This window comes from Streptomyces sp. GL_140 (assembly GCF_057834465.1).
In genome coordinates this window covers 254,721-281,670 of sequence record NZ_JBYQMJ010000002.1, presented here as the reverse complement: position 1 = coordinate 281,670, position 26,950 = coordinate 254,721, and the positions used below count along the sequence as shown (strand labels likewise).

The following is a 26,950-nucleotide window of genomic DNA, read 5'->3' as shown; positions in this document are numbered from 1 at the left end:
GAGGACACACCATGCACATCACCGACGACCCCAAACTCTACATCCCTCTCACCGATTTCTCCACGAACCCCGACCCCGTCCAAGCCGGCAAATACCTTACTCTCAACTTCACTCTCGCCAACGACACAAATCAAAACATCCCCTGCTACGAAATCGACATCAGCCTCAACCCCGGCGACGGACCACAAAACCTCTGCACCGACAAAGATGCCATGGCTGCCACAGTCACCCCGCCCAACCCCAACAAAGACTGGAAAGTCGCCGTCGTCAGGGACGAGAACAAAAAACCCATCGTCAAACTCACCCCGAAAGGCGGCAACAAATATCTCAAAGCCAAAAGCTCACTCGTTTTCGCAGTCAACGTCAACGTCAGCGCTGCATTAAATGTAGACGACCTCACGCAGACCGCCATCACCATCACCGAATATAATTCGAAAACGGATGACGGAGTCCATCAAGACATCCCTCTCGCTAAAACTGCACCAGCAACCGAATTCAACAGCTTCGCCCCCGCTCACGTCCTCGTCAAACAAGGACAGCAGACCCAGCTCAGCTGGAGGTGCAACCCCGTCGGATTCGAACGTGGCAAGACCTCAGGCAAGGCCTACTACACCCTCGAAATTGATTACGACCAACTCAACGGTAAACCACTTGACATCACCGCGCTCAACACCGCCGGTGGAGGCACATACACAGGCCCCGGCGGCGGAAACGACCTCGCCCTCTCCCACACCACTATCTTCAAACTCATCCTCACTCTCTGGGATAAAACCGGACAAACATCGAGCGCCCACACCCAAACTGCACTCGTCACCGTCCAGAACAGCGATGTCGATCTCGGAAAGCTCACCGTTGACTACACCGTCAACATCCTCCGAAACCCGCATCTCATCACCACCTTCGGTAACCACACCGCCATGACCGACGGACTCCTCCTCTGCACCGCCCAGGGCAGCAACTCCGCACTCGTCATCAAAGTCACCCCGCCCGGCGGAACACAAACCACCTACCAAATCAAAAACTCCCTTTATCGCCACCAGGAACCCAGCGGCTCCTTCACCGGCAACCGAATCCTCCTCCCCATCCCCCAAAAGAGCGACATCAACATCAGCTGGCCCGGCAGCATAGGCACCTACCGCGCCGCCTGGTACCCGTTCGGAACCGGGACCCTCAAGCCCACCACCTAAAAACACGCCACCACAAAAGCGGAAATCTCAACCGGTTGCAGCCGTGAAACAACGAGGCTGAAGTACCAGCGAGGGAGAGAAGGGTGATACGGGCCCATCGCACTTGAAGCGGCATCTTTTGTATCGCAGGGTCGAGCTGCTGGCCAGGCGGCCTTCAGAGACCGATTGTTCTTGGAGTAAATAAGGATACGGGTAGGTGAGAGTAAAAGATGGATGACACAGCTAAAATGAGTCCTGGGGCTGACTTGTCAGCCCGAGCCTCCGATGAAAATATTGATTCTCCGGTGCAGCGGACTTCTACCGGATCTGGCGTTGTCTGGATAGATTATTCCAAGCAGCTAGGACCCTTAGCTATCCAACGCATCGGCCTGTCTTACGAAGGTTCTTCCAGCGATATAAGGCTCTTGCTGGATGCGACTCTGTCGACTTCAGGTCTTAACGTCGAGGTAGACGGGCTCGGTGTCGGCATCCCACTCGGCACCTTTAAACCCACGGTGGAACTTCAGGGCCTGGGAATCGACTTTGATCGCCCTCCGGTACAGCTCGCCGGCGCTTTCGTCAATCACGAGCCACCAACAGACCCAAACTACCAATTGCAGGTAGAAGGCGGCATCGTTCTCTCGACGCCTTCATTCAGCGCACAAGCCTTCGGTGAATACATACGCCTCATCGATCCAGCGATTACTTCCATGTTCGTCTTTATGCAGCTTCAGCTCACTTCCGAAACGGGAGATGCTCCGCCGGAAGGAATAGAGGTCTTCCCGGGGGTGATGCTGACGGGGCTCTGTTTCGGCCTCGGAGTCAACAGCCAGCTGCGCGTGCCGGATCCTGCCACCGTGCTGAATTTCCCGCTCGTGTCCTCGCTCATGTCCGGCACCACGATGGGCCCGTTGGAGCTGGTGCGCCATCTCACCGTGCCCGCTCACGGTGACAATGTCGCGTGGGTAACGCCGCAGGACGGTGGATTTTGGCTCACGGCCGGGATCGAGGCAAATATCGTCGAAGCCTTCAATATTTGGGGGCTTCTCGTCGTCTCTATCCCGCAGGGCGGAAACTGGGCTGCGGCCCTGATCGGCACACTGGAAATGGCGGAATTCAAGAATATCTTCGCCATCAAGGCTGCCGTCGAAGCGGAGATATCAGCCGAGCTGGTAGCTTTCGGTGCCACACTCGCCCACGGTAGTTATCTGATCAATGAGAACTGGTTCGCTCTCAACGGCGGTATATACTTCTACGCGTACATCGGCGGAACTTACAGGGGCCAGTGGGTGCTCACCGCAGGTGGATATCCGAGCAACTTCAAAGTGCCTGTTCATTATCCGCCAGCTCCGCCGAGAATCGGAATCACCAGCAGGGCAAACATACTCGGATTAGTTGTTTTTGAGGCTTCTACCCAAGAGTACCTGATGTTCTCCAACGCCGGCATAGCAGTCGGCGGTAGATGGGACATCAGCCTGACTGGAAAATTGTGGAAATTCGAGATAAAGCTGTACTTCTCGCTGTCTCTCGACTTCGCCGTCCAGTGGTCTCCTTTCCATGTCGAACTGTCCCTCCAGGCAAAATTCGGCGGGAAGATTAAATTCTGGATATTCAGTAAAAGCGTGGAGGTGTCCGCCACGTGCTCCGTGTGGCTGCCGCATTTCGGTGGTATCGCAACGGTGAAGCTGCCGTTTGATATTCGTCCGTCCTTCCCCTTCGGTGAAGATCGTCCGCAGCGTCCGGATTGGCTCTCGTGGGACACGTTTGTGACAAAGATGCTCCCGAGTGACGGGCGGATGCTCGCGAAGGTCGAGTCGGGCATGCTGCCCGTCCCGAGAACTCCGGACTCCGGACAGAAAACCCTCGCCGTGAAGGGCTCCGACTCCACAGACACGTGGAACGTCTCCATCCACGGGTTCACTTTCTCGACGCACTGCGTGGTTCCCTCCACCGACATCACCGTCAACGGCTCGGACCAACTGCCGATCAACGGCAAAGGCACCATGGACCACTCCCGGGCCCTCCACGTCCGGCCCATGGGACCCGACGCCAAAGGCCTCACCTCCAACCACGTCGTCACCATCACACACGTAGGCGTGGGCACCGTCGACCTCGCCAAGGACGGCTGGAGCGTCCAACCCGTCTCCGAAGGCGTACCGGAAGCCCTCTGGGGCACATCCCTGGGCCTCGACGAAAAACCCGACCTCACATCCGGCGGCCTCCTCGACGCCTACACCGGCGTCCGCGTCACAGTCCCCGACGCCAAACTCGGCCACGACATCCCCCCCATCAACGTAAACACCAGCCTCGGCTACGAAACAGTCCCCAACGACAGCGACCTGCCCATCAGCCCCACAGCCACCACCCCCGCCGACCAACCCAACCCCACCACCAACCCCAACGCCATCTCCACCATCACCACCACCATCACCACCACAAGCGCAGCAGCCCGACACCGCCTCGACACAGCCCTGCAAAACAGCAAAACCCTCACCGCAGGCACACAGGACTACAGCCCCCACACCAACAACACACTCACCCACTTCCAGACCCGCATCACCCAAGGCCTCTACACCACCAACCCCCTCACTATCTGAGCTTGACGTTTAACGTCGGCTGGCTCGGTGTTCCTTGATCGACTCGGCGCGTTTGACCGTCTTGCCGACGTCGTGGTGCCTGGCCCTGTGTTCGTTCTTCGAGCCCAGAGGTCGTCCAGGGCCCGGGCGGGACGGTTTCGGTGCGGCTGCAGGGCGGGCCGCGGTCGCTCGGACGTTGCGAAACCCCCGCCTCACCCGGGCGGGGGTGAGCCGGCAGGGTTCGGAGGGACGTTCCCAAGGGCGCCGGGCAGGTAGTCAACCTTGAGCCGCACCAACGTGCCGTGCAGGACGGGTAGTTCTTTCCGCGTGCTCCAGCCAGGGGCCGCGGTGGGTGAGCCTGGGATGCATCCGGTCCCGTGCCATGGCCTCCGCCTTGCCGTAGCGGGTGATGTCCGTGGCGGTGGTGACGCCGGGCTCGTGCCAGGTGTCGGGCTTGGCGAAGGACAGGACGCCGCCGTGCCGCGGGGCCGTCCGCCCTTCGGCCCTGAGCGGGTGGGACCGGGGTCGCGGAGCATCACCCGGTCCGAGCGCAGTCGTCCGAGCAGCACAACGGGCGGATTCCTCAAAGCGTGGGAGAGGTGGGCGACGTCGTAGCCGGAGTCCATCACGATCAGGATCTCGGGATCGCCCGGCTTCCAGTGCCCGGCGCTGACCAGTCGTTTCACGACCTCCCGCAGCTGGGCGGCGGTCACGAGCGTGGCGTCGTCCGCAGGCCCGGGGCGCAGGGCGTCCAACCCCGCCATTCCATCGTGTGACTGCATCGCGCACGCGTACGGGAATGCCGTCGATCACGGCTGGCGGGTTGCCCGCTATCCGTCAGACATCTCGGACGCGGAGTGGGCGGCCATCCGTCCACTGCTGCCGATTCCAGCGTGGCTGGAGGGCTGATCAGTTCGGTCCTATCCAGGCCGGTCGTGGACTCCATCAGGGCGTTGTCGTATGCGTCGCCGACGGATCCGATCGGGGCCACGATGCCGGCCGTATCGAGGTGTTCGGCAAGCTTGAACGTGATGAACCAGCTCCGGGGGTGTGCGGGCGGCCTTCCCGGTCGCGTCGCCACAAAGCCATCTCCCGTGCCGACGACGAACGCGACGTAGACGACGCCGGCAACGACGGTGATGCGGGTGAAGTCCACGACCCATCCCGCACCGTCCGCACGGCCGGTGTGGGGACCAGTCCCGGGGCCCGGCTTCTGGCCCCACCCGCCAGGCCTGGAGCAGTGACGGCCCGGCCCACCGAGTCAGGAAGGCCCGGGGATCCCATTGCCGAGCGATGTGTGGGCGAACCACGCCCGCGTCTCGTCTGCGGTCAGGACGCGGGTCAGTTCGGCCGTGCCCGGGAGATGCGGGAAGAAGCGGTCGGCGTTCCAGCTGCGCCGGTATGTAGGCTCGTCGAGCACGAGCAGGCGGCGTCCCTCCACTACCGGGATGTCGTCAGGGAGTCCTTCGTTCCAGATCCGCTCTCCGTCCCCGGTGAGGAGCTCGAAGGTGCCGGTCGTGATGGTCTGGGTGCGCCCCTGGGCGGGCCGGGGGTCGGTGGCCGGGCGAACGCCGGCTGCGGAAGGAGCAGTGCCAGGCACCTGCCCGCCGCCGACGAGGACGTGGGCAAGCAGCGTGTGCAATTGAAAGTTGTCCCCGATGCCGCCGATGCTCACCTCGAATCCGGTCCCGGTCGGCTTGTGCAACACCATGAGGGGCTCGTCGTCCAAGACTGCCAAGGCATGGGCCAGGCATTTGAGGTCGTGCCGCGCCAGGGCCGCCAGGTCGCGGCAGGTGGGGAGGACCTCGGATGCATGCCGACGGCGCACCTCGGTGCTGCGACACAGCACGGCCAGCGAAGGTGGCTGCCACTCCTCGACCGAGCACCAGGCCAGCGCCAGCCGCGCGGCCTCGTGCCGGTCGCCGCCGAGGCGCGCCAGCAGTCCGTCGTCAATGATCTTCTCGTCCGGCTCTGGTAGCTCGTTCTCGGCTGCGCCGGTGGAGGTCCAGCGGCGTGCGAACTCCAGAGCGTCGAGCAGGTCCTGGTGGACGCCGCCGAGGATCGGCTCGGCGCAGGCCGCCGGATCGGCACCGCGCTCGACGCAGAAGCCGGCCGCCATCGCCAGCGTCGGCCGCGGGCCGGTGGGCGGGAAGGCCGGAAGCAGCGCTGCCAACCGGGGCCCTGCCAGAACGCATTCAGCGTCCGAGGCCGACTGCACGGCGTTCATCATGGCGCTGAAGGCACGCCTGGTACGGTCGCCGTCTCTAGCGGCAACCGCTCCGCATAGCCACCCTCTAGAAGCCCCTCGGGTCCGGGACGGATTCCAGAAGGCGTTCAGCCGACTTTGATGGGGGTGGACGCCGATCCCTCTCCACCGACCGAGAAGTCCAGAGCCGTGTCTCCCACAGGCGCGTCGGGAGCTGCGGCCACCGAGATCCACGCCACTGACGTCGACCCCTTGCCGGGCAGGGCGAGATCGATCTGGGGGAATGAAAGGCTGTGTCCGTCCGCGGACGCGAGGCCGATGTGCTGGGTCAGGGTCCCGTTGGCATCCATCACCGTCAGCAGGTACTGGACCCCTTTTTCCGGTACGAAGTTGAGGTTCTTGCCTACCGGCAGGCTCACCGCGATGTCCTGCGGGTCGACCGGGCCTTCGCCTTCGTTGCGCAGGTGCACTCCCGGATAGCCCGTCGCACCGCCGCGCTCCAGATGCACATCCGGCGGCCCGCCCGGCGACAGTGAGAACCCGCCGCCCTTCACGACGATGGACGTGGAGACCGATTGCTTGCGGGCCACAGTGAAGGCGAGCGCCGTCGGGCCTACGGGAGCGTCGTTCGCGGCCGTCACCGACACCCACGCCGCCGAGACCGCACCTGCCACTGGAAGAGCCAGATCCACCTGCCGGAACACAAGACTCTGTCCGTCGACCGACAGCGCTCCGATGTGGTTGCTCACGTTGAATTGCGAATCCATGACGCTCAGCTGGTAGTCCGTACCCGCCTCGGACTCGAACCGGAGGCGCTTGCCGGACGGCAGGACCACAGTGACGTCCTGCAGCGCAACCGCCCCCTGCCCACCGTTGTGCAAGTGGACACCCGGATATCCCGGCGCGCCGCCGCGGACCAGGTGCACACCGGGCGGTCCCCCAGGGGTCACGTCGAAGGAACCCGGATCGACGGTGAAGGTGACCGTGGCCGGGTCGGAGGTCGCTCCGTCGCACCGAGCGGTCACGGTCACCGTGTGCTGGCCCGCCGGCCAACCCTCCGCCCACGGAAGCCGGTCGAAGAGCCAGTGCGTGGTCACGGGGTCGACCGGGACACCGTCGGCAATCACGGTGGTCCCGTCAGTGGCGTGGATGGTGGTGCCGGCGGGTACCGGCGGAAGCACGGTGCCGGAGAAGTCAGGGCGGGGACCCGTCACACCGCCATCGCGCGGTGTCCTGATCACTGGCATGCCGACCTTCGGCTTCGGGGGCGCCGCCGGGTCCTCAACCTGTTCGATGCGCCACAGCAGCCGGCCGGCCACGGCGTACGCCACGCCCTGGGCGTCGAACTGCACCGGCGCACGCCCGTCACCGAGGTTGTAGACCGCGAGGTGCTGGTCCCGGGACACGGTCACGGTCGAGCTGCCGCCCAGCGGCACCCGCCACAGGTCCCCAGCCTGGGAGGAGACGTAGACCACGGAGGTGACGCTGCCACCCGGGCCCTGGTGGGGCATGACCTTGAGGCCGTACATGTAGCCGAATCCCTGGGCCACCGCCGTCTTGTCACCGTTGCCGTCCAGGGGTACTCGCCACAGCACGTTGGAACTGCCGCTGGAAGTTCCGTGTTGCGCGACGTACACGAACGTGGGGTCGTCCTCCAGGTCGAAGGCCACGGCGTACGCGGCCCCCAATTGGGTCGCGATCGGCTCACCGTGGTAGCCCGTCTGGAGGTCCACGCGGAACAGCAGCCCGTTGGCGGTGGTCACCGCCGCGTACGTCCCGTCCGGGCTCACCGCGATACCGAACCCGCCGTTGAGGGTGGCAACGGCCCTGGCCGTTCCCGCGTCGGCCCCGGCCAGCGGCACACGCCAGACGCGGTCGGCGGCCACCGCGTACAGCGTCGCCGTTCCTCCGGATCGCGAACCGTCATCCACGATCATGGTCCAGATCTGGCCGGGGACCTGTGCCAACGGCTTCTGTTTGGTGCCGTCCAGCGCGTACTGGAAGATCTGCCCTTGGATGTCTGCGTACAAGGACTCCCCACACATGACGAGCGTCTGACCGCCCATGGAAGTGTTGAGCTTCGTCGCCAGGGCCGAACATGCGGCATCGATGGGAGTCTTGGCAGCGTCCTCTTGGAACGAGGGACTCGCGGCGGTGTTGCCGTCGGTCTCAGACATCACGGTCATCCTTCCTGGTAGCTGGTGGAATCAGGGCTGCCCCCGCCCCCACACCCTTCGGAGTCCTTGTAGGTCGCTCCGCCGCCGATACCCCTCGCCGGCTGCCCCGCAGCGGCGACGGACGGATGGGCGCGCCGCGGGTGCAGGGCATGCCTGGGCCGGCGGCGCTGAGGAAGCCAAGGAGGACGTCCCGAAGCCGCCTCGTTCGAACCCAGTCGCTCAGGCCTCCTTGTCAGCGAACCTGGTCGGAGTTCCGTCCGGGGCGAACGGGTGGCGGAAGGTGAAGGCGTGCGGTGCCGAGCCGTGGGCGTGGAGGTGCTCCAGCCTGGAAATCCCGTCCTGCCAGACGGGTATCACACCGTCGGAGATCCACCAGAACACGTAAGCCGGATGTCCTGTCCTCTCGAACCAGTCGTAACGCCTGTTCAGCGCCTCACGGTGCAGACCGGTGTAGATGGCGTCGAAGGCGGGGCGCAGGTCGGTTCAGAGTGAGAGGGTCGCGGCCAGGGCGGTGGTTTCCACCGTACGACCCTTGTCGTACCAGGTCGGTACGGCGAACTCTCCCCATGCACCCCAGTCCAAGTCGAAGTATGTGCCCCGGTCGCCGTCTGCCGCTTCAGCATGAGCGAGGTACCCGGGGTGCTGGCTGATCTCCGGGTAGATGGCCTTACCGCTGTCGTGGAGTTCGCACGTGAGAGGTGCGGGATCGGCGAGAGGCGACTTCAGGACGCCGAATGTGTACAGCGCGAGATGGGGCATGCGTCTCTCCCTGGTTGGGGGTGCCTTGTATGGACCCGGTTCGGTGGCTCAGGCATGGGGGCGAGGGTTCGTGGGGCGTGACCAACTCATCGCGTCGCGGGTGGCTCAGCCCGATGGAACTTCTGTGCGACCGTGGGCGATCGCCGAAGACGAGGTGAAGGTAGCTGCCTCTGCGGGCCATGTCGAAGTTGCGTTTTCCCTGTCCGAGTGGCCTCTTGCACCGGTCCTTACGGGGGCGGGGACGGTGGCGCTGCCCGCCGTTGTGGAAGGGGGCTCCGGGCGAGCCCCTTGTGTCGCCCTGTCGGGCGCTGTGGCAGGGTCAGGGCTGACCGCCCTGCCCCGCCCCTTCGGCCCCGAACGGTCGGCGGGCGGCCCGACGAATACCACGCCTGACCGCACCGCAACCCGCTGCACTCCAGCCGCCCAGCGAAACCCGCAGGTCAGACATCAAGAACCTGCTGAAGTACTTATCGCGCGGCTCACCTCGCGTTCGACAGAGCCTGTGAGATCGTGCCCGATCGACTGAGGTTGGCGCCGCGGCCGCCGATACTCGTGCTGCACAGTTCTTCGATGGCATCGCACCAGACTTCGAGGTCGGAGTCAGGGTTCAGCTGGTCGGACCGCTGCCTGGCCCGACGGGAAGCCCGTTCCCAGTTTTCCGGGTCCCGCAAGGACTCCACGGCGTGCACCCATGCGTTGAGGTCATCGCGGTAGGCGAAGATCCCCGCGCTTCCGAGGGATTCCACCAGCCCGGGAGTCGGGTGGGCGACCACCGGGATGCCGGACGCACACGCTTCGATCGCCACGCGGCCCCACGACTCGTAGAGGCTCGGCATCAGAATGATCCGCGACCTGTTGTAGACGCGCGCGCTCATGTCCTTCCCCGTCACGCCGCTGATCACTTCACAGTTCGACAGGCGCATGGGTGGCTTGACCTGTTCGCCGTATGCCCCGCAGACACCCAGGAAATGCAACTCCGGCATCCATGCGGCAATCTGCCAGAAGAGGCCACCGCCCTTGTCGGAGTTGAGGTTGACCAGGGTCACGCAATCGCCCGGCTCGGTGCGGTAGTCCTCCGCAAAGACCGGCGGGCGGACGACGACGGTCTGCTTGGGCAGGAACTCCCGCGGGTAGCGCGAGTAGAAGATCTCGCCGTCCCTCCTGATCCATTCGCTGTTGTACACGACCAGATCTGCCCCGGCCGCATTGTGAAAGCTGGTGGGGAAGTTGTCGTGGCAGATGGCGACCACGGGGATGTCGTACGACTTGGAGAGCGCGGACACGATGGGGACGTTCTCGAAGTGCGACAGGAGGACGTCTGATTTCTGGATCTCGGAAGCAAAGTCGATACCTTGCTGATAGGGGACGACCTTCACTCCGTCGATTTCGTAGCTCTTCGACAGCTCGCCGGGATGCGACAGCCATACCGTCGCCCGATGGCCGCGCTCGATCAGCGGGCGCAGCATCGAGTGGAGCATCCACTCCGATCCCGCATTGTGGGTCGGCGGGTAGCCGTACACCCTGGCCGCGATGGAAAGGCTTCGAGTCTTCATGCCTGTAGCCAGGTGGTGTGCACGATTACTCCAGGGATGGTGAGAGATGGATTGAGGAGAAGTGATTTCTGCAGCCCCGGCGCCACGCTGCGGACGTTGTCGTGCGCGTCTACCGCGACGCCTCGGGGCCGGTTGAGACCAGTCGTGGACGCGCAGCAACCATCGCCGGAGTAGTCGGCCTTCCCATTTCCCGCCACCGTGGAGATGGAAGAGTGGCGCTGGCCGACCAGTATTTCCTTCATGGCTTGCTCCGATTCTCTTGCTGGATGACGTGTGCCCGCAGGTCTGCCTGTTCCTATGTCCGTTCCTCAAGAAGCCCCCTCGCTCCTGTGCGGATTTCATGGCTCCGAGTCCGAGGAGTGCCGTACGCGCGGTTCTGTCTGAAGGGGCGGCTCGCCGTTCATCCTCCCGCTCGCGCTCTTCGGGCTGCCCCTGGCCTGCGACGCAACATGATCAATCAGGTTATGAATCAGCCCGCGTCCAGCTTGCCCACGCGTGACAGGTGGTCAGTGACCCAGTCCGTGTCGCCGCTGGCGGCCATTGCTTCCGGGCCGAGCAGCGGGATCGTCGCGGCTTTTCGGCAGAGCCTCCGCGATCAGTTCGAGATCATTCTCTGCACAGCCCCGTGGGGCCAATGCGGTCCAAGAGCGAACGGGCTGCATCCCGGCCGCTGCAGACGGCCCCGCGGTGCGGTCAGCGCTGGAGTCGGGCATCCAGTCACCGTCGAAGGCACCGAGGCTGTACGGATGACGGTGCCAGTCCATGGTGCGGTGGCCCAGCACCATACCGAGCACCGGGACCCCTGGGTGCATACGGCCCAGAGCGCGTACGACGGCGTTGGTGCGTTCGGGCTCATCCATTCGGGGCAGCTGTGTTCGGCCTGCTCCACCCGCTGATGGCACGGCCAGCATGATTCAGCGGCCAGGGCCAGAGCATCGCGGAGGCTGTCCCTCAGCGTCGGCCGGCCTGCGTTCTGGTTGCGTTCGGCAGCGCGCCACCGGCGGCAGTGGAGGCGGTGCGGGAGGCACCAACTTCATCGCGAGCAACATCACCGGACACCCGGAACCGGGGAACGGCACGGCCCCGGGCGGTACCGGTCAGGGGCGGTCCCGGCAGCGATGACGCGACCGTATCGGGGCGCGCGTAGCTCGTCGAGTCTCTGGGACAGCCGACGGGCCGCCCGCAGGGCGGTGGTGGAGGAGAGCCGGTCGCAGTCGACGTGCTCGGGACTGCCGGCGGCCGCTGCGGCCATCAGCGCGCGGGGCGTGGTGCGTGGTGCACCAGTAGGTGGGCGTAGAGCTCCTGGCGGACGCCGGTGGGGTCTTGTCGCTCCAGTACCACCCAGTCCGCCGCCGTCCCAGCCACCTCCCGGCGTCGAGATCACGGGAGTAGTCGTCCGGCAGCCCCGGCATCAGGTCGGCGATCCGGCCGAAGGCCGCCCGCTTCCCCTCCGAGATCACTTTTGAGACGTGTCAGTTCGGGGACCGGGCGCCCCGTGGTCACTTGATTCCGGGGAGGCGTTGCAGACAGTGACGATCCACGATCAATCGGACTTCACCAAAGGGGTAGATCCACACATACTCAGCTATTTGGCTTGCATTGCCATCAATGGCCCGATGTTCCCCACCCGCAGGGAGCGCATGCAACGATTCCGATTCCGCAACCCGCCGAATAGCAAAAAGGAATCTACATGCGCAAGTCCCTTAAGTTTGCCGCTATTCCCCTTCTCGCAGTCGCTCTGACCGGTATTTCCTCACATGCCATGGCGGCATCTCAGCCCAGCAGCGAGCAGGTGTTCATGGGCAATTCGTGGACGTCTGTGGAGTCCGCTCTGGACGCCCGTAAGAAGATGCGAGAGTTTGAGCAGACCCACTCGGTGAATTGCACGAAGACATCCAGCTGGGCCATCGAGATTCCCATGTCCCACCTGTGGACCGCCTACATCTATGCCACCTGTGCGCCGATAGACGCTTAGGCAGCACCCCCGTTGGGCCCCGGAGGGCGTGAGCGCACCAGGCCGGCGGGCGACTGGAGGAGGGGGAACCGGCGGTCCGCCGGGCCTGGCACAGCGGGGAGCCGCCACTCCTCCCCTTCCTCTCCAGCGGGCCCCATGCCCGTGCGGGTGAAGGGACAGAGGCCACCGGCGCCGAGGCCGACCGATTCCCTCGCATCCGACCGCTGCCGGGGCACACGGCGCGCGGTGTCTCCCCAAAGACGGAGGGGGACGCGAGGGGCATCCGGTCGAGCGCGACATATGAGGGCCTGGGTGACGCGGGGATGCCTCCAGAAGGCGGCGCCGGCGCGTCCTGCCGTGTGGATCTTTGATCCGCGGGTCGGCACTGACCCTGGAAACCATTGGAGCGTGCGTCATGGCAATCACTGTCGACCAGCTGGGCAAGTTGATCACGAACCAGTTGTCCAGCGGGTCCGTCACGATCCGAGCGAGTGACGTGGGCATTCCTGACGTGAGCGCCATGTTCTCCGCGTACCTGGGAACCGACAGTCTGACTGTCACCACTCAGCCGAAATTCGACTCCACGGGTCTGCAGCTCACCGGAAAAATCACCATCAGTCATTTCGACCCACAGGCTCCCGTGACGGTGAGTTTCACTGCAGACGCACAGAAGCAGTACATCACCGGATGCCGAATAGAGGCGGGCTACGCCTTCGCGAGTCAGAACTCGTGGAAAATTAACACACCCTTCCTGTCGGCGGACCTGACGAAACTGCACGGACAGGGATTCACGCTCCTGATGATGCGGTTCTCCTCCGTGCCGAGAGCAGACGGAGAACGGGATTCAGGATTTTCGGCCGGCCTGGCCTTCGCAACGACCGGAGGGTCGGGAACTCCCCCGGTCGTATGGCTGCAGAATCCGGGATCCACGCGAATCGGAATGTCTGGATACTTCCCCGCCGGTCTTCAGCTGGCAAACGAGGGTGCAGTTCGGGCGCTTCCGTTCCTCGCAAAAGACCCGAGCATCGTCGACGGCGTACTCTCGGCATTTTCCGGAGTGATTTCCGGCATACTGGACACTGTCATGCTGACGCAGGTGTCCGCGCTTTATGATCCGGGACTGGACCGCTGGGACGAGGTCTCGGTTTCGCTGGGCCTGCGAAATGGGCTCCACTATCAGATCATTCCGAATGTTTTCGCGCTGGACACCATCACCCCGCTGCGGTTCGGGGCCTCGCGTGATCAGAGCGGCACCACATGGCGCGTGGGATGCACCGTGGGTGCGCGTTGCACGTTCGGCGGCATGGAGCTCGATGCTCAGCTCTCCATGCCCGAACGACAGATGTCGGCGGTCCTGTGGAACCCGTCGAACGCCAATGCCCTCATCCCCGGAGGAGCACTGGACGGGACCGGAGTTTCGTCTTCGGCACACGTCAATTTTGTCCACATCACCTGCGACGCCAACACACCCAGCGCGTACACCCTGGCTTTGGGACTGCAGACGAACTGGGACCTTGGCGGCGGCGTGGAGATGACCGATGTCGAGATGCGCCTATCAGGCCAGAGCGGCCAGCCCCTCGCGACGGTCGAGCTGGCCGGCAGGATGTCACTCGGACATTCTTCACTGATCGTTGCGGGCACAAAATCGGGCAGCGCCTGGACCGCCTCCGGGTCGGGCTTCGACATCAAGCTCGCCGACTTCGCAACCTGGTTCAACACGACCTTCGGAACCCCCCTTCCGAACGGCATAGCGGGACTCGACATCGACCGGGTATCGGTATCCCTGAGCCATTCAACAGGCTGGTCAGGATCGGTCAGCAGCTCCGGATCCTTCCCCATCAGCAACACCACCACTGCCGATCTGTCACTGGATGCGCAAATCCGAAATGGCGCGACGAACTTCACCGGAAAACTCACCCTGATGGGCTAGCAGGACCTCCATCCGTCTGCGTTGGTACGGCATTGATTCGACGAATCAGGAGAACCTTCGATGACATCTCGGGCATTGTTTGACACGGCCTTCACGATCCGCGATGCGGACGGACACGGGTCGTCCGGATATTTCCTGTCGGACGCGTACTACGTGCGCTACCAGTGGGGCACCGGTGATCCCGCCAAAGCACGGCCGGAAGGGCAGAAGACAGCCTTCGGCCGGATCGACGACGTCATGCCGGGACTGCCGGAGGATTACGCGCAGGACCTGGATGCGGCCTGCGGTTCCGACCCGGCTCACATCTACCTGGTGAAGGACGGCAACTACATCATCTACGACTTCGAGCGCAAAGTGCTGGAGCAGTCCGATCCCCAGCTGCTGTGCGGCCCGGACGGCCTGTTCACCGGCGTCCCCGCCGCCTTCGCCGTCACTGCCTCCGTCGCCTTCTCCAGCCTGGGCGAGAGCGGCAACCAACAGCGGTGCTACCTCTTCGGCGGCCGGCAGGTCTACCGCTGCACCTTCGACGACGGCAGCGCCGACGGCCCGTACGACATCGCCGACCTCTGGCCCATGCTCAGCCGAAGCGGCTTCGGCGGACGAGTCGACTACGCCCTGCCCAACCCCGACTCCAGCACCCTCTACCTCTTCGGCAACAACGGCAGTTCGGACACCTACGCGGAGACCGACCCGGTCAAGAACGGGTCGCAAGCGGGAGCCTCAGGTAACCGCAACCTGCCTGCCACGCCGTTCAACAACGGCGCCTGGCCCGGCATGCGCAAACTGACCGCCACCCGCTCCACGACGTTCTTCATGCACGGCAACATGCGCCCCTCCGTTCAACTCTGGGGCGCGGGAGGAGCCGGTGGAAACGGCGGCAGCGGCGGCGGTGTGGGTGGGAATGGCGGCGGGGGCTCGTACATCGCGGGCCCCGTCGAGTACAGGACGGCGACCAAGCTGGACGTCGTGGTCGGTCAAGGAGGACACGCCGGGCTCCAGGGCGGCACAGGTGGAAGCCCGACCTCCGTCTTCTCCCTGGACGACGACTCCCACTCCGGGCCCAGTATCTACGCAGGGAGCGGCGGAGGCGGAGGCCAAGGCGGTTCCCGTCCGGGCGCGGGCACCGGGGGCGATGGCGCGCCCGGTGGTTTCATCCCCCCTGTCGGACCCGAACTGGCCAAGAAGGGCAGCGACGGTACGGGAGAGCACCCCGGTACCGGAGGTCGAGGAGCGGACTACTCCGACCCCTCCAGCACAGGGCAGGACGCGTCGGCCGGCCAGACCGGCGGCGGTGGCGGCTGGGGCGGCGATGGCTTTTGCCACGGCGGCGGCGGGACGGCCGGCGGCCAGAACAGCAACGGATCGGGGAGCGGTGGCGGAGGAGGGGGAGCAGGAGGAGGCACCCTCTTCGCCTGGACCGGCAAGATCACGGCCTATGAAGGGCAGGGCCGGGTGCCCGCGTGCGCGAACTACCCGGACTACGTGCACGGGGTCGGCGTGGGCGGTGCCGCAGGCGGGCCCGGTTCCCCCGGGGAGCCGGGAGGTCCCGGCCTCGTTGTCGTGACCTGGTAGTCCTCACACCTCCAGCACGGCTCAGGGCCCACCGCGGCGTGCCGGATGCCGAGGCCCGGCCTTGGAGGCCGGCAAGGCAAAAAGCACTGGACGCACGTGCGCTGCCCTGGGCGAGGGGGAAAGCCGCATCAATGACATAGAACGATGCCACGGGAAGGGACCAAGGAAAAGCGGTATTACCTTCACAGGGAGCGTCAACATGTCACGCAGGGAAAAAGGGACAGTCTCCACACCGGCCGTTGACAGCGGGATTCGATCCTTGCTCGGGCAGTTGAGTCTGCGATCGCGATCGTCTGCAATGTGGACCAGTGTCACATCGCCGAGCGAATACCGCCCGGGAATGGAATTCACCATTGGAATCGATGTGAATGAGCCTTACCGAACCATCAGGGCAAGGTGGCCTGCGAGTAAGCCCAGCGGCTCTCCCGTATTCGCCCTGGCCATGCTCAGGCACATCGATGACATCGTTCCACCACCGACGAGCCACTGGTTCTTCTTCTATTATTCCAATCCGTACGGTTCGGCCCCGATGTTCGATATGTTTCCCGCCGAGCAATCGGAACTGAACACCTACGTCGGGCCATGCTTTGAAACGCCTTTGCTTTACAGCGACTGGACCATGGCGTACGCGAAGAATGTGCGAGGCGGGCCTGCCGAACGGAGGGAGACGGTAGCGGGGCTTGGATCGCAACTGACTCGATGGGCCGCTCTCCCGCTCGGACGTTTTCTCTTCCGATCACCGTACCTCCAGTGGCGACCCGGGGGGACCTACCAGCTCGAAGGTCTGACCAATAGCGTGACCGAGGTGTCGTGGGTAACAAGTAGGCCACATGGCGATCCTCTTTTTTGCGCCAACACCGGATGGCAGCTCGGCGGAGACGAGTGGGGATGCTTCTACTACTCAGGAGGCCTTCCGGGAGCTCCGCGACTCGACTTCTTCCCACTACCGGAAGAGCAGATGCGCAATTATTCCGGACCGGTTCTCGACCTTAAGTCCGATGGCGCCTTCGAACCCATTTCCTTCCTTCCGGAACGCTCCGACGATCTGGCTTCACTAAAAGATCAGCTCAATCGCTTGGCGAAGCTTCCTTCAGATCGCACCTGCTTTCACGTAGAAATGGCTCAGGAAATGGCTCCGGGTCAGAGCTTCATTCTGCGCGATCTGGCCGTACCGGACATACACGTCGACTGGGTGAGCGGTACACCGTCAGGTGACCCGCTCTTCTGTATCCGACTGGACGGCAGCTCGCAAATTCACAACCATTTCCTCGGATGGGGATGCTTCTACTACAAGGGTGGATTCCCCGCCACCCCTCGCCTGGAAATGTTCTTCATCGACGACTCGACGACTGACACGAACAGTCAGCTGTCGGAGTTCTTCGGGCCGCTCTTCCAGTACATTCCTCGCAGTGGGACGTCCGTAGCCACCTTGGAATCCTGGCCTCCCCAACATTCAACAACCGAGCCGGGCCTTGCGAAACAGTTGCAAGTCTGGGCCGAGCTTCCTGCCGGACGGGAAGTCTTCGGGGCTGTCGCACTGGAAGGGGCCACGTTCGTCCGCCCGGGAAAGCCGTTCAAGCTACAAGGACTCACATCTCAGCAACCGAGCACAGCACCCACCGTGACGTGGGCCGGAGAGATCGATCAGATACCGCAAAAGGCACCTCTCCTCTCTCTGTTCCTGTCACTCTCAGGTTTTAATGGATGTGGAAGGTGGGCGATTATTTACTACGTCTCCCCCGAGGCCTTCATTGCCGTGGAGTCGATGACACCGGCACCCAAGGTGCCTGCCTTCCTGCACTGGGGAGGGACCAACGCGTACACAGCCAGCTGGGGTGAATCCTTCGATACGGCCAACTGAAACCTTCCGGCACATCTGGCAGATGTGCCGGAAGGTTTCGCTGCGTCGCCGTCATGCGGGAGCGCGGTCCAGGACGGCGCCGAGCGCCGCCACGAGGGCATGGTTGTCCGCCTCGGTGCGGCTGGCGATGCGCACGTACCGCTCGCCGTCCTTCATGGACTTCCCGGCACAGTCCTTGACCAGGATCTGGTGCCGCTCCAACAGCGCGCGCACCACCGCGGGGCCGGTCCACGGCCATGGCAGGCGCACCAGGACGAAGTTGGCGTCCGACGGGAGCACGTCGAGCCCGTCGATGGCCGCCAGGCCTCGGCACAGCTCCGCCCGCTCGCCGCGGACCCGCTCGATGCTGTGACGGAACTCTTCGCCGAACCGGGGCAGGAGGCGCAGGAAGGTTTCGGCAAGACCGTTGATGTTCCAGATGGGCAGTTGCCGGCGCGTTCTTGAGGTGAAGTCGGTGTCGGAGGAGGCGAGGTAGCCCAGGCGCAGGCCGGCCACTCCGTACGCCTTGCTCATGCTCTTGACGATCACCAGGTTGGGGTGTTCGCCGAGGTGCGGTTCGAGGCTGCGCGGCTCGGCGCAGAAATCCACGAAGGATTCGTCGACCACGAGCCGTGCCCCGGATTCCGCGAGCAGCCGCGTCAGGGTGAGCAGTTGTTGTTGTGGCGCCGCCCGCCCTGTCGGGTTGTTGGGTGAGGTGACGATGACGGCCTGAGCGCCTGAGTCGGACACCGCCCGTTGGATCTGCTCGGGATCGAGTTCGAAGTCAGGGGCCGGCAGTTCGATCAGGTTCGTGTGCGCCGGGTCGAACACGGCCTCGTACTCGTTGAAGCCGGGCACGGTGAGCACGACCCGGTCGAAGAGGCGGGGAAGGATCCTGATCAGCTCCGACGCCCCGTTCGCCACGGCCAGATGCCGCATGGGCTGACCGATCGCGGCGCCGAGGAGTTCCCGTACCGCGTCCTGACCCACCGGGTAGTGGGCCACGGCGACGCGCAGGGCGGCGGTCAGGGCCTGCCACAGCTCCTCCGAGGGGAAATGCAGGTTGTGGAGGAGGCTGTGGTCCGTCACCGGGTACTGCCAATACGCGCCGTGCTGCCCCCGGATCAGCTCCAGGCGCTCCTCTAAGGACGCGAAGCCGTACTGTGCGCGGGCGAGGTCGCCGTCGTCGTCGACCTCCTGCCACCGCAGGTCCGCGCAGTCGATGCCCTGGGCGGCGGTCCGCCCCAGGTGGACGCTTTCGGCGATCACCACGTCGTAGAAGGCATGGGTTCCGCCTTCGCCGCTGATGAGTCTCTCCAGGCGGGGGAGGAACTCAGTTGCCAGGTACCCGGAGCGGAGCAAATGGACGTTGACCGTCTTGAACGATGCGGCGAGGGGTCCTCCCCGCTCCTGGTCCTGGTCCTGGTCCTGGTCCTGGTCCTGGTCCTGGTGGTGAGCGAGATGGATTCGGGTGACCTTGTTCCCCTGGAGCTCGACCCGGGTGCCGTTCATCCCTGGCTCCCAGGGAGCCACCGCGATCGCCAGCTCTGTTTCGGCCTTGGCCACGCGGAGCAGCAGGGCCTCGTCGAAGAGCACATCGCCGTCGAGGAGGAAGACATCCCGATCCAGGTGGTGGCGCGCCAGCCAGAGGGAGAAGGCGTTGTTGGTGTGGGCGAAGGCGGATGTGCGGACGTAGTCGATCCGAATGCCGCAGAAGTGCGTTCCCACGCTGTTGATGATGTCGTCGGCCAGGTGGCCGACGACGACCACGGCCTCGCGGACGCCGACCGCCGACAGCTCGCGCAGTGCGCGGTGCAGGATGGGGACGCCGTTGACCGGCGTCATCGCCTTCGGACGGCCCCGAAGTCCCAACCGGGTGCCCACTCCTGCCGCCATGATGACCGCTTTGTTCACCAGCACCACGGAGATCCCCCAGTCGGCAGAGCACGGCACACAACAACGCCTGTCACACTATGCGATCTGGACATTATTGGGCGTAATGGTCAGAGTAGACACCCTCCACCGCGCCTGGAATGGCGGCCACGCAGGTCTCCACCTCAGTTGCCGAGGCTCTCCGCGCGCCGTGCGCGGTGCCGGGACCCCCGGGGCGTTCCGCGTTCCTGCCGTCGCTGTGAGCGGCAGGGGGTTTGCCGGCCACAGCGCCAGGCCGTCTCTTTCGGATCTTGTCGGGGTCCGCGCCGGACGACGCGGACGGGACCGACAAGATCCGGAAGAGGCGGCCTAGGCAACAAAACTGCCGGCTTCCAGAATCGTCCTCTTCGATTCACCTGGGAGGTTCACTCCCACAAAGACCATGGGATGGCCTCCGCTGTAGTCGTGCTCGTTGAACCGAGGCAGGCTGGGATTTACCGTGCCGATGGCCTGGTTGAGCAATTGGATCTGCTCTTTCTTGAGAGCACCGGACAGGAACGCAAGTCCCAGGTAGTCCAGCTTCAAGTCCTCGCCCGCCAGAACGCCACCAACGAGGGGAAGGTTTTCGGCCAGTCCGATTCCGATCTCGATTGCCGCCTGACCAGCATACACGGAGGGCGCATCGGACCCCAGCCCCAGGTGGGCGAATACGATATCGAGAGCGTGCGGGTCGGCAGTTTTTGCATACACGACGAGTACGCGATTCCCGCCAATCCTATTGCAACTCAACCCTGCACTGACGAGTTTCGGACCGCGGAAGCCGGGCGGTATTTGGGTGATATCGCAGCCGAGTGCCGAAAAAAGCCCACCGAGACTCACCGAATCCGAGCCCTGGGCCGACCAAGTAGCCGTAAAGTCAACATTCTGGCCGACCTGTTGGAAATTTAAATCGAATATCATTCCATCTGCCGCCACGGTTTCTCCCTGCCCTTGGCGAACATTCGCCAATGATCCGATGTGGCACATCGTCGCCACCGTCCCTTACCGATCCTTGCTGCCCTTCTAAGTCGCGACTGCCGCACCACCCCTCTCGACGCGGCCGATCGATCCGGTCAAGGGCACGGCCGCTGCGGCCGTTGGCGTCGCAGGGGCCGTGTTCTGCGGGCTCACCGCCGACGTTCACGCGTCGTCGTGTTTCGTCCTCGACGTCGCGCGACACCACCACGTCATCGTTCGGCCGTGTCACCACGTGATGATGACGAGCCCACTGCCACCATCGCGGCCGCTGCCCGCGCCGGCCGCACCGTCGCCACCACAGCCGGCCCCGCTCTCGTAGCCCGCCTCATTCCGGGCGTTGGGCAGCTGACCACTGGCACCCAAGCCGGTGACCCATGCCCACGGCCCATGAGGCGGATTCGTCTCGGCCGTCACCGCGCTGCTGCCGCCGGCTCCGCCGCCTCCGCCGCCGGTGCTCTCCGAGCCTCCTCCGCCACCACCTGTGGAGATGCCCCGGCCGCCGCCTCCACCGGCGCTGCCTTGCGATGCGCCTTGTCCGCCGCCTCCACCGGCGGGCCCGCTCTGACCGGGTGAGGCCTGGCCGCCCCCGGCACCTCCGTTGCCGCCCGCGTTTCCGCCGGAACCGGCTCCGGCCCCGGTCCCGTCGCCGCCGTTCTCCGGAGCCGCGCCCAGGTCATTGGCCTGGAGCGAGCCGCCCCCGCCACCTCCGTTGGGGTCGTGGGAACGAGAGCCGCTGGACCCGCCCGCGCCGCCGTCCCCACCGCGGCCGCCCTGAGCACTGCCGCCCCCGCCTCCGCCGCCGACCTCCACCCATGAGTCGCTGTACGAAGGGTCGTTCACGGTGATCAAGGAGTGCTGTCCGCCCGCGCCGCCGGACGAGCCGTCCGCCGCGCCTGTTCCGCCGCTGCCGACGGTCACCTCCACTTCTGTCCACAATTCGTTCCACGGGGCCGTCCAGTAGTAGGCGAGGTCGGCCCGAAGGTAGGCGCCACCGCCGCCATGCCCTCCCGCGGAAGAACCTCCCGCAGCGCCGCCCCCGCCGCCGGCACCCCAAACATGGAACGTCGGGCGCGCTGCGTCCCCCCAGAACGCCGGGAACCTGGTGCCGCCGGGCCGGTCGAAGACCATCCGGCGCATGCCGGGCCAGTCCTCCTCCTGGTAGGAGGCCGGGGCCCGGTTCTTGTTGCCCCCGGCCCCGGCATCGTCACCGTTGTGAATGGGGTCGATCTCCGCATACATTTCGCCGTTGAACACGTACAGGACCTCGCCGCCGGGCGACGGAATCGCACATTCAACGGTGTCGCCGAAGTTGCTGCCCAGCAGGGGCCAGCGTTGGGTGATGGCTTCAGGACCTTCGACCGAACCGCTGTCGAGGTCGCCCTGGTACACCTTGCCGTCCGCGGTGAACAGGTAGCAGTTCCGGTCGCCTCCGAGCTGGAAACTCGCCCCACCTGTGACGATCGTGTCGGCAGGAACGTCGGAGAACAGTCCATCCGGGCCACAGAGCGGCTGCGGCTGCTTCTCTAATTCTCTCCGGGAGATGTCATAGACGACATAGTTCCCGCCCTTGACCAGATAGATGTGCGAAGGATCCGAACCCAAGGCCGCGACCACTCCGAACTGAAAGTCATACGGCAAGCCCGGCATGAGATCTCGAACATAATCCACCCTCCCCCGCTGACCCGCCGCCCGCGCCATGTCGCCCGCACCCCATTGATATTCGAGATACATCCCCTTGTGGAGGAAGTACCCCTTGTCACCGATGGTGAACGCTGCTTCAAAATGTTGCCATCCCATGGCTGTGCCTCCTCGGTTCACTGCGGCCGGGCGGCGGCAGGGGCAGCATCGTCGTCACCCCCTCTTGTAGTCGCCGGTCCGTGCGCTCCCCTCGTCGTGAACCGCCATGGCACGCGTTCGTCCGATCGCCGGGGCGCGTAGGGGAAGGTCCGGCACGGCGGCTGCCCCGGCTCTGCTTACGCCGTAAGCACCCCCGGCGGCACCCGGGGCACACGCGCACCGACGTGATTTCCGCCGGGCCGAACTCCCGCCACGCGCGGTGCGGACGCTGGAACATCCGGAAAGTGTCGAGGAGATGGCCACTGTCCCGGACCTGACCTGGATCTTCGACCGCGCGAGGAGCACCAGGTCAATCACTCGATTTCACAGAATGGTCAGGGTGCTGGTCCCCGTCAGGCTCGTGAGCCCGGAAGGGCTCAGACACGAACCGCCCTGGCCGGTGAACGCGTTGAGCATGGTGGCTGTACTGCCCGCGGACACACCGTCGGTCACGGTACCCGTCGCGAGGTAGGCCTGGAGCGCGCCGAGAACATTGACGCCTGTGGCGATCGGGAAGCTCAGGGTGCTCCGTGGCGCCCCCTTGCCCCCGCCGTTCCAGGTGATCGTTGCGACAACGGCCCCGGCATTGACGGCGCAACTGTTGGCGTACGTGGCATCCACATTGATTTGTCCTGAATGGATCGTGCTGTCGGAGGACGTGCATGTGTAGTCGATCTGGGCCGTGTAGTGCACCGGCCTGACGGTCAGCAGCAACAGGCCCGGGTCCCACGTCTCAGTCATAGGACCGCTGCACGATATTGACGGGGCGGCGGCATGAGCAGGGGTCGCCATCATCGGCGTTCCCACCGCAAGAACGAGTCCGCCGATGCCCGCAAGAATGCGTCGAAAACGCTTGTACATGGCTTTCCTCACAGATCGATGGCATGTCGCCATGACGGGCTTGCTGAGTCAAAACGCTTCACCAGCGGTGACTGGCCCACCTCCGAAGCGTGCTCCCCAGAGGCACAGCAGCGAGGTGCTACAAGTCGACCATTCCCTGTCAGACCCGGCAACAGGCGTCAACGAGCCGATGTGTTGCGAGTGCAGCCATCCTGCGCGCTTGTGAACACGTATCAAGGCCCGGCCTGACGGTCTGCGTTCCTTCACACTCCGCCGGAAAACGGTCACGTCAGACGGACGGCCCGCTGCCTCTGCGTGGGTCTGCCCGGCGATGAGCATCCGGTCTCGGCCGGAGCGGTGCGGCCACTGCAGGCCACAGAGCAATCGGCATACCCCACACGGAACTTGTTCGTGCCATATTGGATGAGATGACTTCTGACGACAGAGCAAAAGGGGCCGCGGCTCTCAAGGCTCTGCGCCGCAGCAGAGGCATGTCGCTGTCCGACTGCTCGCGTGCCCTGCGGGAGCAGGCCGCCGCGTTGGGCCATTCCGCAGGCGCCGCACCCACCATCACGGGGCTGCAGCGGTCCGTATCGCGCTGGGAGAGCGCGACCTCGCCCACGCTGCCCGACGAGAGACATCGGCTACTGCTCTGCCGTCTCTACGCACGCACAACCGCCGGCGACATCGCGCTCGGACCGGGCTCTGACTTCGCCGAAGCCCTCAACGCTCTTGAACACATGGGTGTGAGCCGAGCCGAGGTGGAAGCGCTGCGCAGCACGGTCGCACGCACCCTCACGGACAAGGGCGTAGGCCTCATCACTCTCGGGGCACCTGAGATGTCCTCCATTCTGGCCACCGTGCCGGCCCACCCCGAGCAAGCGGACGAGCAGCTGGCCGCGGGCCTGCAGGCGGCGGTGGCGGAGATCGAAGGCCAACTGGACAGCCTCCCTTTCCTGCGCCTGCAGTTGATGCTGGCTCCCGTCGTCGAAGCGGGCCGACGGTTGCTGGCGATGCCCGTGCCGGAACCCGTCCTGCCGAGTCTGCGGTCCGCCGTCACGTCGGCGTATGTTCTGGCGGGGCGGCTGGCATTCGAATTGCACGACGATGTGGCTTCGCAAGCCCTGTACTCGGCTGCGGCTCGTGAGGCCGAACTGCTGGAGGAACCCTGGCGACGGGCCGCCGTGCACCTGGACCATGCTCTCGTGGCCCTGCATGGTGCCCACGGCCTGGACCGTACGCGACGGTTGGCGGACGCGGCGGTTCGCGACACGAACAAGGGCCCGTACACAGCGGTCCGGTCCCTTTCCCATGCTTGGCAGGCGATCGTGGCGGCCCGCTCGGGAGAGCGGCGGCTCGCACAGCATGCGTTGGCCCTGGCCGCCTACGGCATGGACCGCGCACCGTTCGACGACCCGTCCGGGCACACCTTCGGCCCCTGGCATCTGCACTGTTCCGAAGGTGTGTGCGCGCTGTTCATCGGAGACGTCGACACCGCGCACGACCTCCTCGGCCGAACGCTCCAGGCGTCCCCGTCCGACCTGCCGCTCGCGCACCGCGCGATTATCGTCGCCGACCTGGCGCTCGCGAGGGTGGACTCGGGAGATCCTCGGGCCGCGGCCGAGCTGCTCCATGAGTGCATCGACCTGTCGTACATGGGCGGCCGGATTCCGGCGGTGAGGCTGCGCTGGGCTCGCAAGGCACTCGCCCCCTGGCGGTCCGAGAAGTTCGTGGTGGATCTCGACGACCACCTGCTGGACGCTGCTCTTGGGTCAGAGCAGCCTCCACAGGGGTGAGTCACGCCTCGGCGGACTTTTTCAGCCCGTCGTGCCGTGGTCGGTCGCCGCGGTGTAGAAGACGGACTTTCCTTGCTTGGTGCGGTCGACCAGGCCCTTGGCCACCAGCCCCTCCGCCGTGGTGCGCACTACGGCGTCCTTGATCCGGCGGTCGGGGTGGGCCTGCGTGAGTGCGGCGGTGATCTCGGCCGCGGAGCAGGGTTCGGACTGCTCGCCGAGATGGTTGCGCACGAGATCGACGAGCGTGCTCCAGGTCGCTGCAGCCGCCTTGTCCGCCTCAGCGCTCTCGGGCTGAATCCTGGCCTTCTTCGGCGCCGGCTCGGCCTGAACCTGGCGGGGCACACGAGCCACCGCCGCTTCACCCGACTCCGGAGCACGTTCGGTTGCCGTGCGGCTGTCGCCGCTCAGGGTCCGGTGCATGTTCAGGAGCAGGGCATGGTCGTTTCGCAGCTCGATCAGCCGCTCCTGAAGGGTGGCCAACTCGGCCACGATGCGTTCCTGCTCCTTGGCGCTGCGGTCCAAGTCGGCGGTCACCTGTGCCGCGTACTGTGCCTTGAGCCCGGTGGTCGCCTGCTGTGACTCCGCCATACGGATGGCCTCTCTTCGCGTCTGGGAACTCGTGATCAGGGGGTGCAACTGCGTGATTCGTAAGGGCATTGAGATGGCGCGTACCGGTTCTGTCATGCGCACCCCGATGGCTACTTCTCAACCTCATCTTCTGGACGGCCCATTGGCAAGCCCTTGACTTCGGGTCGAGGCCCGGATGCCTGATCTTCGGGCCCCTTTCGGCGTCCGGCCGGCCTCCGGCCGGGAGTGCCCGAGTTGGCGTGGAAGCAGCGGTTCCGTTGGCCTGGCCAGTTCGCACCTGTACACCGCCACAACCATCCTGCTGTCATGGACGCAACAATTTCTTGCCGCGGAATCGCTCGCGGCATGATCGGAGGAGCACTATGTTCAATGCCCTGGCCATCAGCGGTGCGGCGGCCGTGCTCATGGCCACACCATTCACCCCCGCAGCGGCGCCAGGCCCGCTCACCACCCCTCCGGGCAAGATCACGATCGACATCGCGAGCGTCAATGGTACGGGGTGCAAGCCGGGAAGCGCGGCCGTCGCTGTCACTCCGGACAAGACCGCGTTCACCGTTACCTACAGTGAATACACGGCGCGCACCGGAGGCGGTAGCAACCCCCTCGATTTCCGCAAGAACTGTCAGATCGCGCTGAACGTCCATGTCCCGCAGGGCTACACCTACGCGATCGCATCGGCCGACTACCGCGGCTTCGCCTCCCTCAACCGCGGGGCAACAGCCATGCAGCGGGCCAACTACTACTTCGCGGGCATGTCGCAGACAGCTCAATCGACCCACAACTTCAGGGGGCCGTTGGGTGACAGCTGGTTTGCCAATGACAGCACCCCCGTCTCCGCCCTCGTCTACGCCCCCTGCGGGGCACAGCGCTTCCTCAACATCAACACTGAGCTCCGTGTCAACCAGGGATCCGCCTCCCCCAACACCACCAACTTCATGACCATGGACTCCACCGACGGCAGCATCAACACCATCTACCAGTTCGCCTGGAAGCAGTGTCCGGCCGGCGCCAAGAGCTGACCCCGGCCCCGGGAATCCGTGCCCGGCCGAGTGCCCATGCCTCCGGGCCGGCGGAACGGGGCCGTGACAGGGGCAGGGCCCGTGGGGTGCAGGTAGTGCGTTCCTGCAGCGCTGCCCACGGGCCCTGCCTGGCGGGGCCGACGATGGTGTCGGAACTGCCGCCGGTCGGCCGCTCGACTGCCGCCGATCGGCGGGGTCGAGCGGCACAGGTGGTGTGCGGTGTCACAGCCTTCTATGTCGCCCTCTCAC

General features: G+C 65.0%; 19 protein-coding genes and 2 pseudogenes. 8 read left to right on the top strand and 13 right to left on the bottom strand.

Annotated features, from left to right (window positions below; translation table 11 throughout):
• The first annotated feature begins 11 nt into the window (after nt 1–11).
• Both AC3IYJ_RS40890 and AC3IYJ_RS40885 read left to right on the top strand, forming a co-directional pair.
• Nucleotides 12–1,187: a hypothetical protein gene (locus AC3IYJ_RS40890; RefSeq protein WP_489403288.1), complete on the top strand. Its 1,176-nt coding sequence runs from the start codon at nt 12–14 to the stop codon at nt 1,185–1,187.
• Nucleotides 1,188–1,396: 209 nt separating this feature from the next.
• On the top strand, nt 1,397–3,763 hold the full coding sequence (locus AC3IYJ_RS40885; RefSeq protein WP_489403287.1) for a DUF6603 domain-containing protein: 2,367 nt from the start codon (nt 1,397–1,399) through the stop codon (nt 3,761–3,763).
• A 9-nt stretch (nt 3,764–3,772) separates the two neighbouring features.
• On the opposite strand, the pseudogene AC3IYJ_RS40880 reads toward AC3IYJ_RS40885, so the two are convergent.
• The 8 genes and pseudogenes from AC3IYJ_RS40880 to AC3IYJ_RS40845 all read right to left on the bottom strand — a co-directional run.
• A pseudogene (locus tag AC3IYJ_RS40880) lies at nt 3,773–4,009 on the bottom strand (NF041680 family putative transposase); the annotation flags it as partial.
• Nucleotides 3,955–4,506 (bottom strand): transposase, encoded by a 552-nt coding sequence (locus AC3IYJ_RS40875; RefSeq protein ID WP_489403354.1) that lies wholly within the window; start codon nt 4,504–4,506, stop codon nt 3,955–3,957. The pseudogene AC3IYJ_RS40880 and the gene AC3IYJ_RS40875, both read right to left, overlap by 55 nt.
• Complete coding sequence (locus AC3IYJ_RS40870; protein WP_489403360.1) at nt 4,452–4,898, bottom strand: hypothetical protein; 447 nt, start codon at nt 4,896–4,898, stop codon at nt 4,452–4,454. Before AC3IYJ_RS40870 ends, AC3IYJ_RS40875 begins: the two co-directional genes overlap by 55 nt.
• Nucleotides 4,899–5,003: 105 nt before the next feature.
• Complete coding sequence (locus AC3IYJ_RS40865; RefSeq protein ID WP_489403286.1) at nt 5,004–5,972, bottom strand: hypothetical protein; 969 nt, start codon at nt 5,970–5,972, stop codon at nt 5,004–5,006.
• A 104-nt stretch (nt 5,973–6,076) separates the two neighbouring features.
• The gene (locus AC3IYJ_RS40860) at nt 6,077–8,125 is read right to left on the bottom strand and encodes a hypothetical protein (RefSeq protein WP_489403285.1); all 2,049 of its coding nucleotides are present in this window, start codon (nt 8,123–8,125) and stop codon (nt 6,077–6,079) included.
• Between the two features lie 219 nt (nt 8,126–8,344).
• Nucleotides 8,345–8,884 (bottom strand): annotated as a pseudogene (locus AC3IYJ_RS40855) (DUF3291 domain-containing protein).
• 479 nt (nt 8,885–9,363) lie between these two features.
• Complete coding sequence (locus AC3IYJ_RS40850; protein WP_489403284.1) at nt 9,364–10,437, bottom strand: glycosyltransferase family 4 protein; 1,074 nt, start codon at nt 10,435–10,437, stop codon at nt 9,364–9,366.
• Nucleotides 10,434–10,679, bottom strand: a complete 246-nt coding sequence (locus AC3IYJ_RS40845; protein ID WP_489403283.1) for a hypothetical protein — start codon at nt 10,677–10,679, stop codon at nt 10,434–10,436. The genes AC3IYJ_RS40850 and AC3IYJ_RS40845 overlap by 4 nt, the downstream gene beginning before the upstream one ends.
• A gap of 1,448 nt (nt 10,680–12,127) precedes the next feature.
• Between AC3IYJ_RS40845 and AC3IYJ_RS40840 the strand changes: the two genes are divergently transcribed.
• The 4 genes from AC3IYJ_RS40840 to AC3IYJ_RS40825 all read left to right on the top strand — a co-directional run bounded on the left by AC3IYJ_RS40840 (nt 12,128) and on the right by AC3IYJ_RS40825 (nt 17,754).
• Nucleotides 12,128–12,412, top strand: a complete 285-nt coding sequence (locus AC3IYJ_RS40840; RefSeq protein ID WP_489403282.1) for a hypothetical protein — start codon at nt 12,128–12,130, stop codon at nt 12,410–12,412.
• 394 nt (nt 12,413–12,806) lie between these two features.
• Nucleotides 12,807–14,321 (top strand): hypothetical protein, encoded by a 1,515-nt coding sequence (locus AC3IYJ_RS40835; RefSeq protein WP_489403281.1) that lies wholly within the window; start codon nt 12,807–12,809, stop codon nt 14,319–14,321.
• A gap of 60 nt (nt 14,322–14,381) precedes the next feature.
• Nucleotides 14,382–15,893: a hypothetical protein gene (locus tag AC3IYJ_RS40830; RefSeq protein WP_489403280.1), complete on the top strand. Its 1,512-nt coding sequence runs from the start codon at nt 14,382–14,384 to the stop codon at nt 15,891–15,893.
• Between the two features lie 340 nt (nt 15,894–16,233).
• Nucleotides 16,234–17,754, top strand: coding sequence for a hypothetical protein (locus tag AC3IYJ_RS40825; RefSeq protein WP_489403279.1), 1,521 nt, complete (start codon nt 16,234–16,236; stop codon nt 17,752–17,754).
• Between the two features lie 51 nt (nt 17,755–17,805).
• Here AC3IYJ_RS40825 and AC3IYJ_RS40820 read toward each other — a convergent pair whose 3' ends face one another.
• The 4 genes from AC3IYJ_RS40820 to AC3IYJ_RS40805 all read right to left on the bottom strand — a co-directional run bounded on the left by AC3IYJ_RS40820 (nt 17,806) and on the right by AC3IYJ_RS40805 (nt 23,319).
• A complete protein-coding gene (locus AC3IYJ_RS40820; RefSeq protein WP_489403278.1) occupies nt 17,806–19,656 on the bottom strand; it encodes an aminotransferase class I/II-fold pyridoxal phosphate-dependent enzyme in 1,851 nt (616 codons plus the stop codon).
• Nucleotides 19,657–19,974: 318 nt separating this feature from the next.
• Nucleotides 19,975–20,640: a hypothetical protein gene (locus AC3IYJ_RS40815; RefSeq protein ID WP_489403277.1), complete on the bottom strand. Its 666-nt coding sequence runs from the start codon at nt 20,638–20,640 to the stop codon at nt 19,975–19,977.
• Nucleotides 20,641–20,847: 207 nt separating this feature from the next.
• On the bottom strand, nt 20,848–22,419 hold the full coding sequence (locus AC3IYJ_RS40810) for a hypothetical protein (RefSeq protein WP_489403276.1): 1,572 nt from the start codon (nt 22,417–22,419) through the stop codon (nt 20,848–20,850).
• 363 nt (nt 22,420–22,782) lie between these two features.
• The gene (locus AC3IYJ_RS40805) at nt 22,783–23,319 is read right to left on the bottom strand and encodes a hypothetical protein (protein WP_489403275.1); all 537 of its coding nucleotides are present in this window, start codon (nt 23,317–23,319) and stop codon (nt 22,783–22,785) included.
• A 407-nt stretch (nt 23,320–23,726) separates the two neighbouring features.
• On the opposite strand from AC3IYJ_RS40805, the gene AC3IYJ_RS40800 reads away from it, so the two are divergent.
• Nucleotides 23,727–25,094, top strand: coding sequence for an NsdA family TPR-like regulatory protein (locus tag AC3IYJ_RS40800; RefSeq protein WP_489403274.1), 1,368 nt, complete (start codon nt 23,727–23,729; stop codon nt 25,092–25,094).
• A 21-nt stretch (nt 25,095–25,115) separates the two neighbouring features.
• Here the strand turns inward: AC3IYJ_RS40800 and AC3IYJ_RS40795 are convergent, their stop codons facing one another.
• Entirely contained in the window at nt 25,116–25,682 is a 567-nt protein-coding gene (locus tag AC3IYJ_RS40795; RefSeq protein WP_489403273.1) for a BlaI/MecI/CopY family transcriptional regulator, read from the bottom strand.
• Between the two features lie 362 nt (nt 25,683–26,044).
• Here AC3IYJ_RS40795 and AC3IYJ_RS40790 point away from each other — a divergent pair, with 362 nt between their 5' ends.
• Nucleotides 26,045–26,701: a DUF4360 domain-containing protein gene (locus AC3IYJ_RS40790; protein WP_489403272.1), complete on the top strand. Its 657-nt coding sequence runs from the start codon at nt 26,045–26,047 to the stop codon at nt 26,699–26,701.
• Nucleotides 26,702–26,950 lie beyond the last annotated feature (249 nt).

What these genes read in the sequence shown, in the direction of transcription:
- AC3IYJ_RS40845 (WP_489403283.1), bottom strand. Translation starts at nt 10,679, where the DNA reads ATGAAGGAAATACTGGTCGGCCAGCGCCACTCTTCCATCTCCACGGTG.
- AC3IYJ_RS40810 (WP_489403276.1), bottom strand. Translation starts at nt 22,419, where the DNA reads ATGGGATGGCAACATTTTGAAGCAGCGTTCACCATCGGTGACAAGGGG.
- AC3IYJ_RS40790 (WP_489403272.1), top strand. Translation starts at nt 26,045, where the DNA reads ATGTTCAATGCCCTGGCCATCAGCGGTGCGGCGGCCGTGCTCATGGCC.
- AC3IYJ_RS40890 (WP_489403288.1), top strand. Translation starts at nt 12, where the DNA reads ATGCACATCACCGACGACCCCAAACTCTACATCCCTCTCACCGATTTC.
- AC3IYJ_RS40830 (WP_489403280.1), top strand. Translation starts at nt 14,382, where the DNA reads ATGACATCTCGGGCATTGTTTGACACGGCCTTCACGATCCGCGATGCG.
- AC3IYJ_RS40805 (WP_489403275.1), bottom strand. Translation starts at nt 23,319, where the DNA reads ATGTACAAGCGTTTTCGACGCATTCTTGCGGGCATCGGCGGACTCGTT.
- AC3IYJ_RS40825 (WP_489403279.1), top strand. Translation starts at nt 16,234, where the DNA reads ATGGAATTCACCATTGGAATCGATGTGAATGAGCCTTACCGAACCATC.
- AC3IYJ_RS40885 (WP_489403287.1), top strand. Translation starts at nt 1,397, where the DNA reads ATGGATGACACAGCTAAAATGAGTCCTGGGGCTGACTTGTCAGCCCGA.
- AC3IYJ_RS40835 (WP_489403281.1), top strand. Translation starts at nt 12,807, where the DNA reads ATGGCAATCACTGTCGACCAGCTGGGCAAGTTGATCACGAACCAGTTG.
- AC3IYJ_RS40860 (WP_489403285.1), bottom strand. Translation starts at nt 8,125, where the DNA reads ATGTCTGAGACCGACGGCAACACCGCCGCGAGTCCCTCGTTCCAAGAG.
- AC3IYJ_RS40795 (WP_489403273.1), bottom strand. Translation starts at nt 25,682, where the DNA reads ATGGCGGAGTCACAGCAGGCGACCACCGGGCTCAAGGCACAGTACGCG.
- AC3IYJ_RS40850 (WP_489403284.1), bottom strand. Translation starts at nt 10,437, where the DNA reads ATGAAGACTCGAAGCCTTTCCATCGCGGCCAGGGTGTACGGCTACCCG.
- AC3IYJ_RS40800 (WP_489403274.1), top strand. Translation starts at nt 23,727, where the DNA reads ATGACTTCTGACGACAGAGCAAAAGGGGCCGCGGCTCTCAAGGCTCTG.
- AC3IYJ_RS40840 (WP_489403282.1), top strand. Translation starts at nt 12,128, where the DNA reads ATGCGCAAGTCCCTTAAGTTTGCCGCTATTCCCCTTCTCGCAGTCGCT.
- AC3IYJ_RS40875 (WP_489403354.1), bottom strand. Translation starts at nt 4,506, where the DNA reads ATGGCGGGGTTGGACGCCCTGCGCCCCGGGCCTGCGGACGACGCCACG.
- AC3IYJ_RS40865 (WP_489403286.1), bottom strand. Translation starts at nt 5,972, where the DNA reads ATGATGAACGCCGTGCAGTCGGCCTCGGACGCTGAATGCGTTCTGGCA.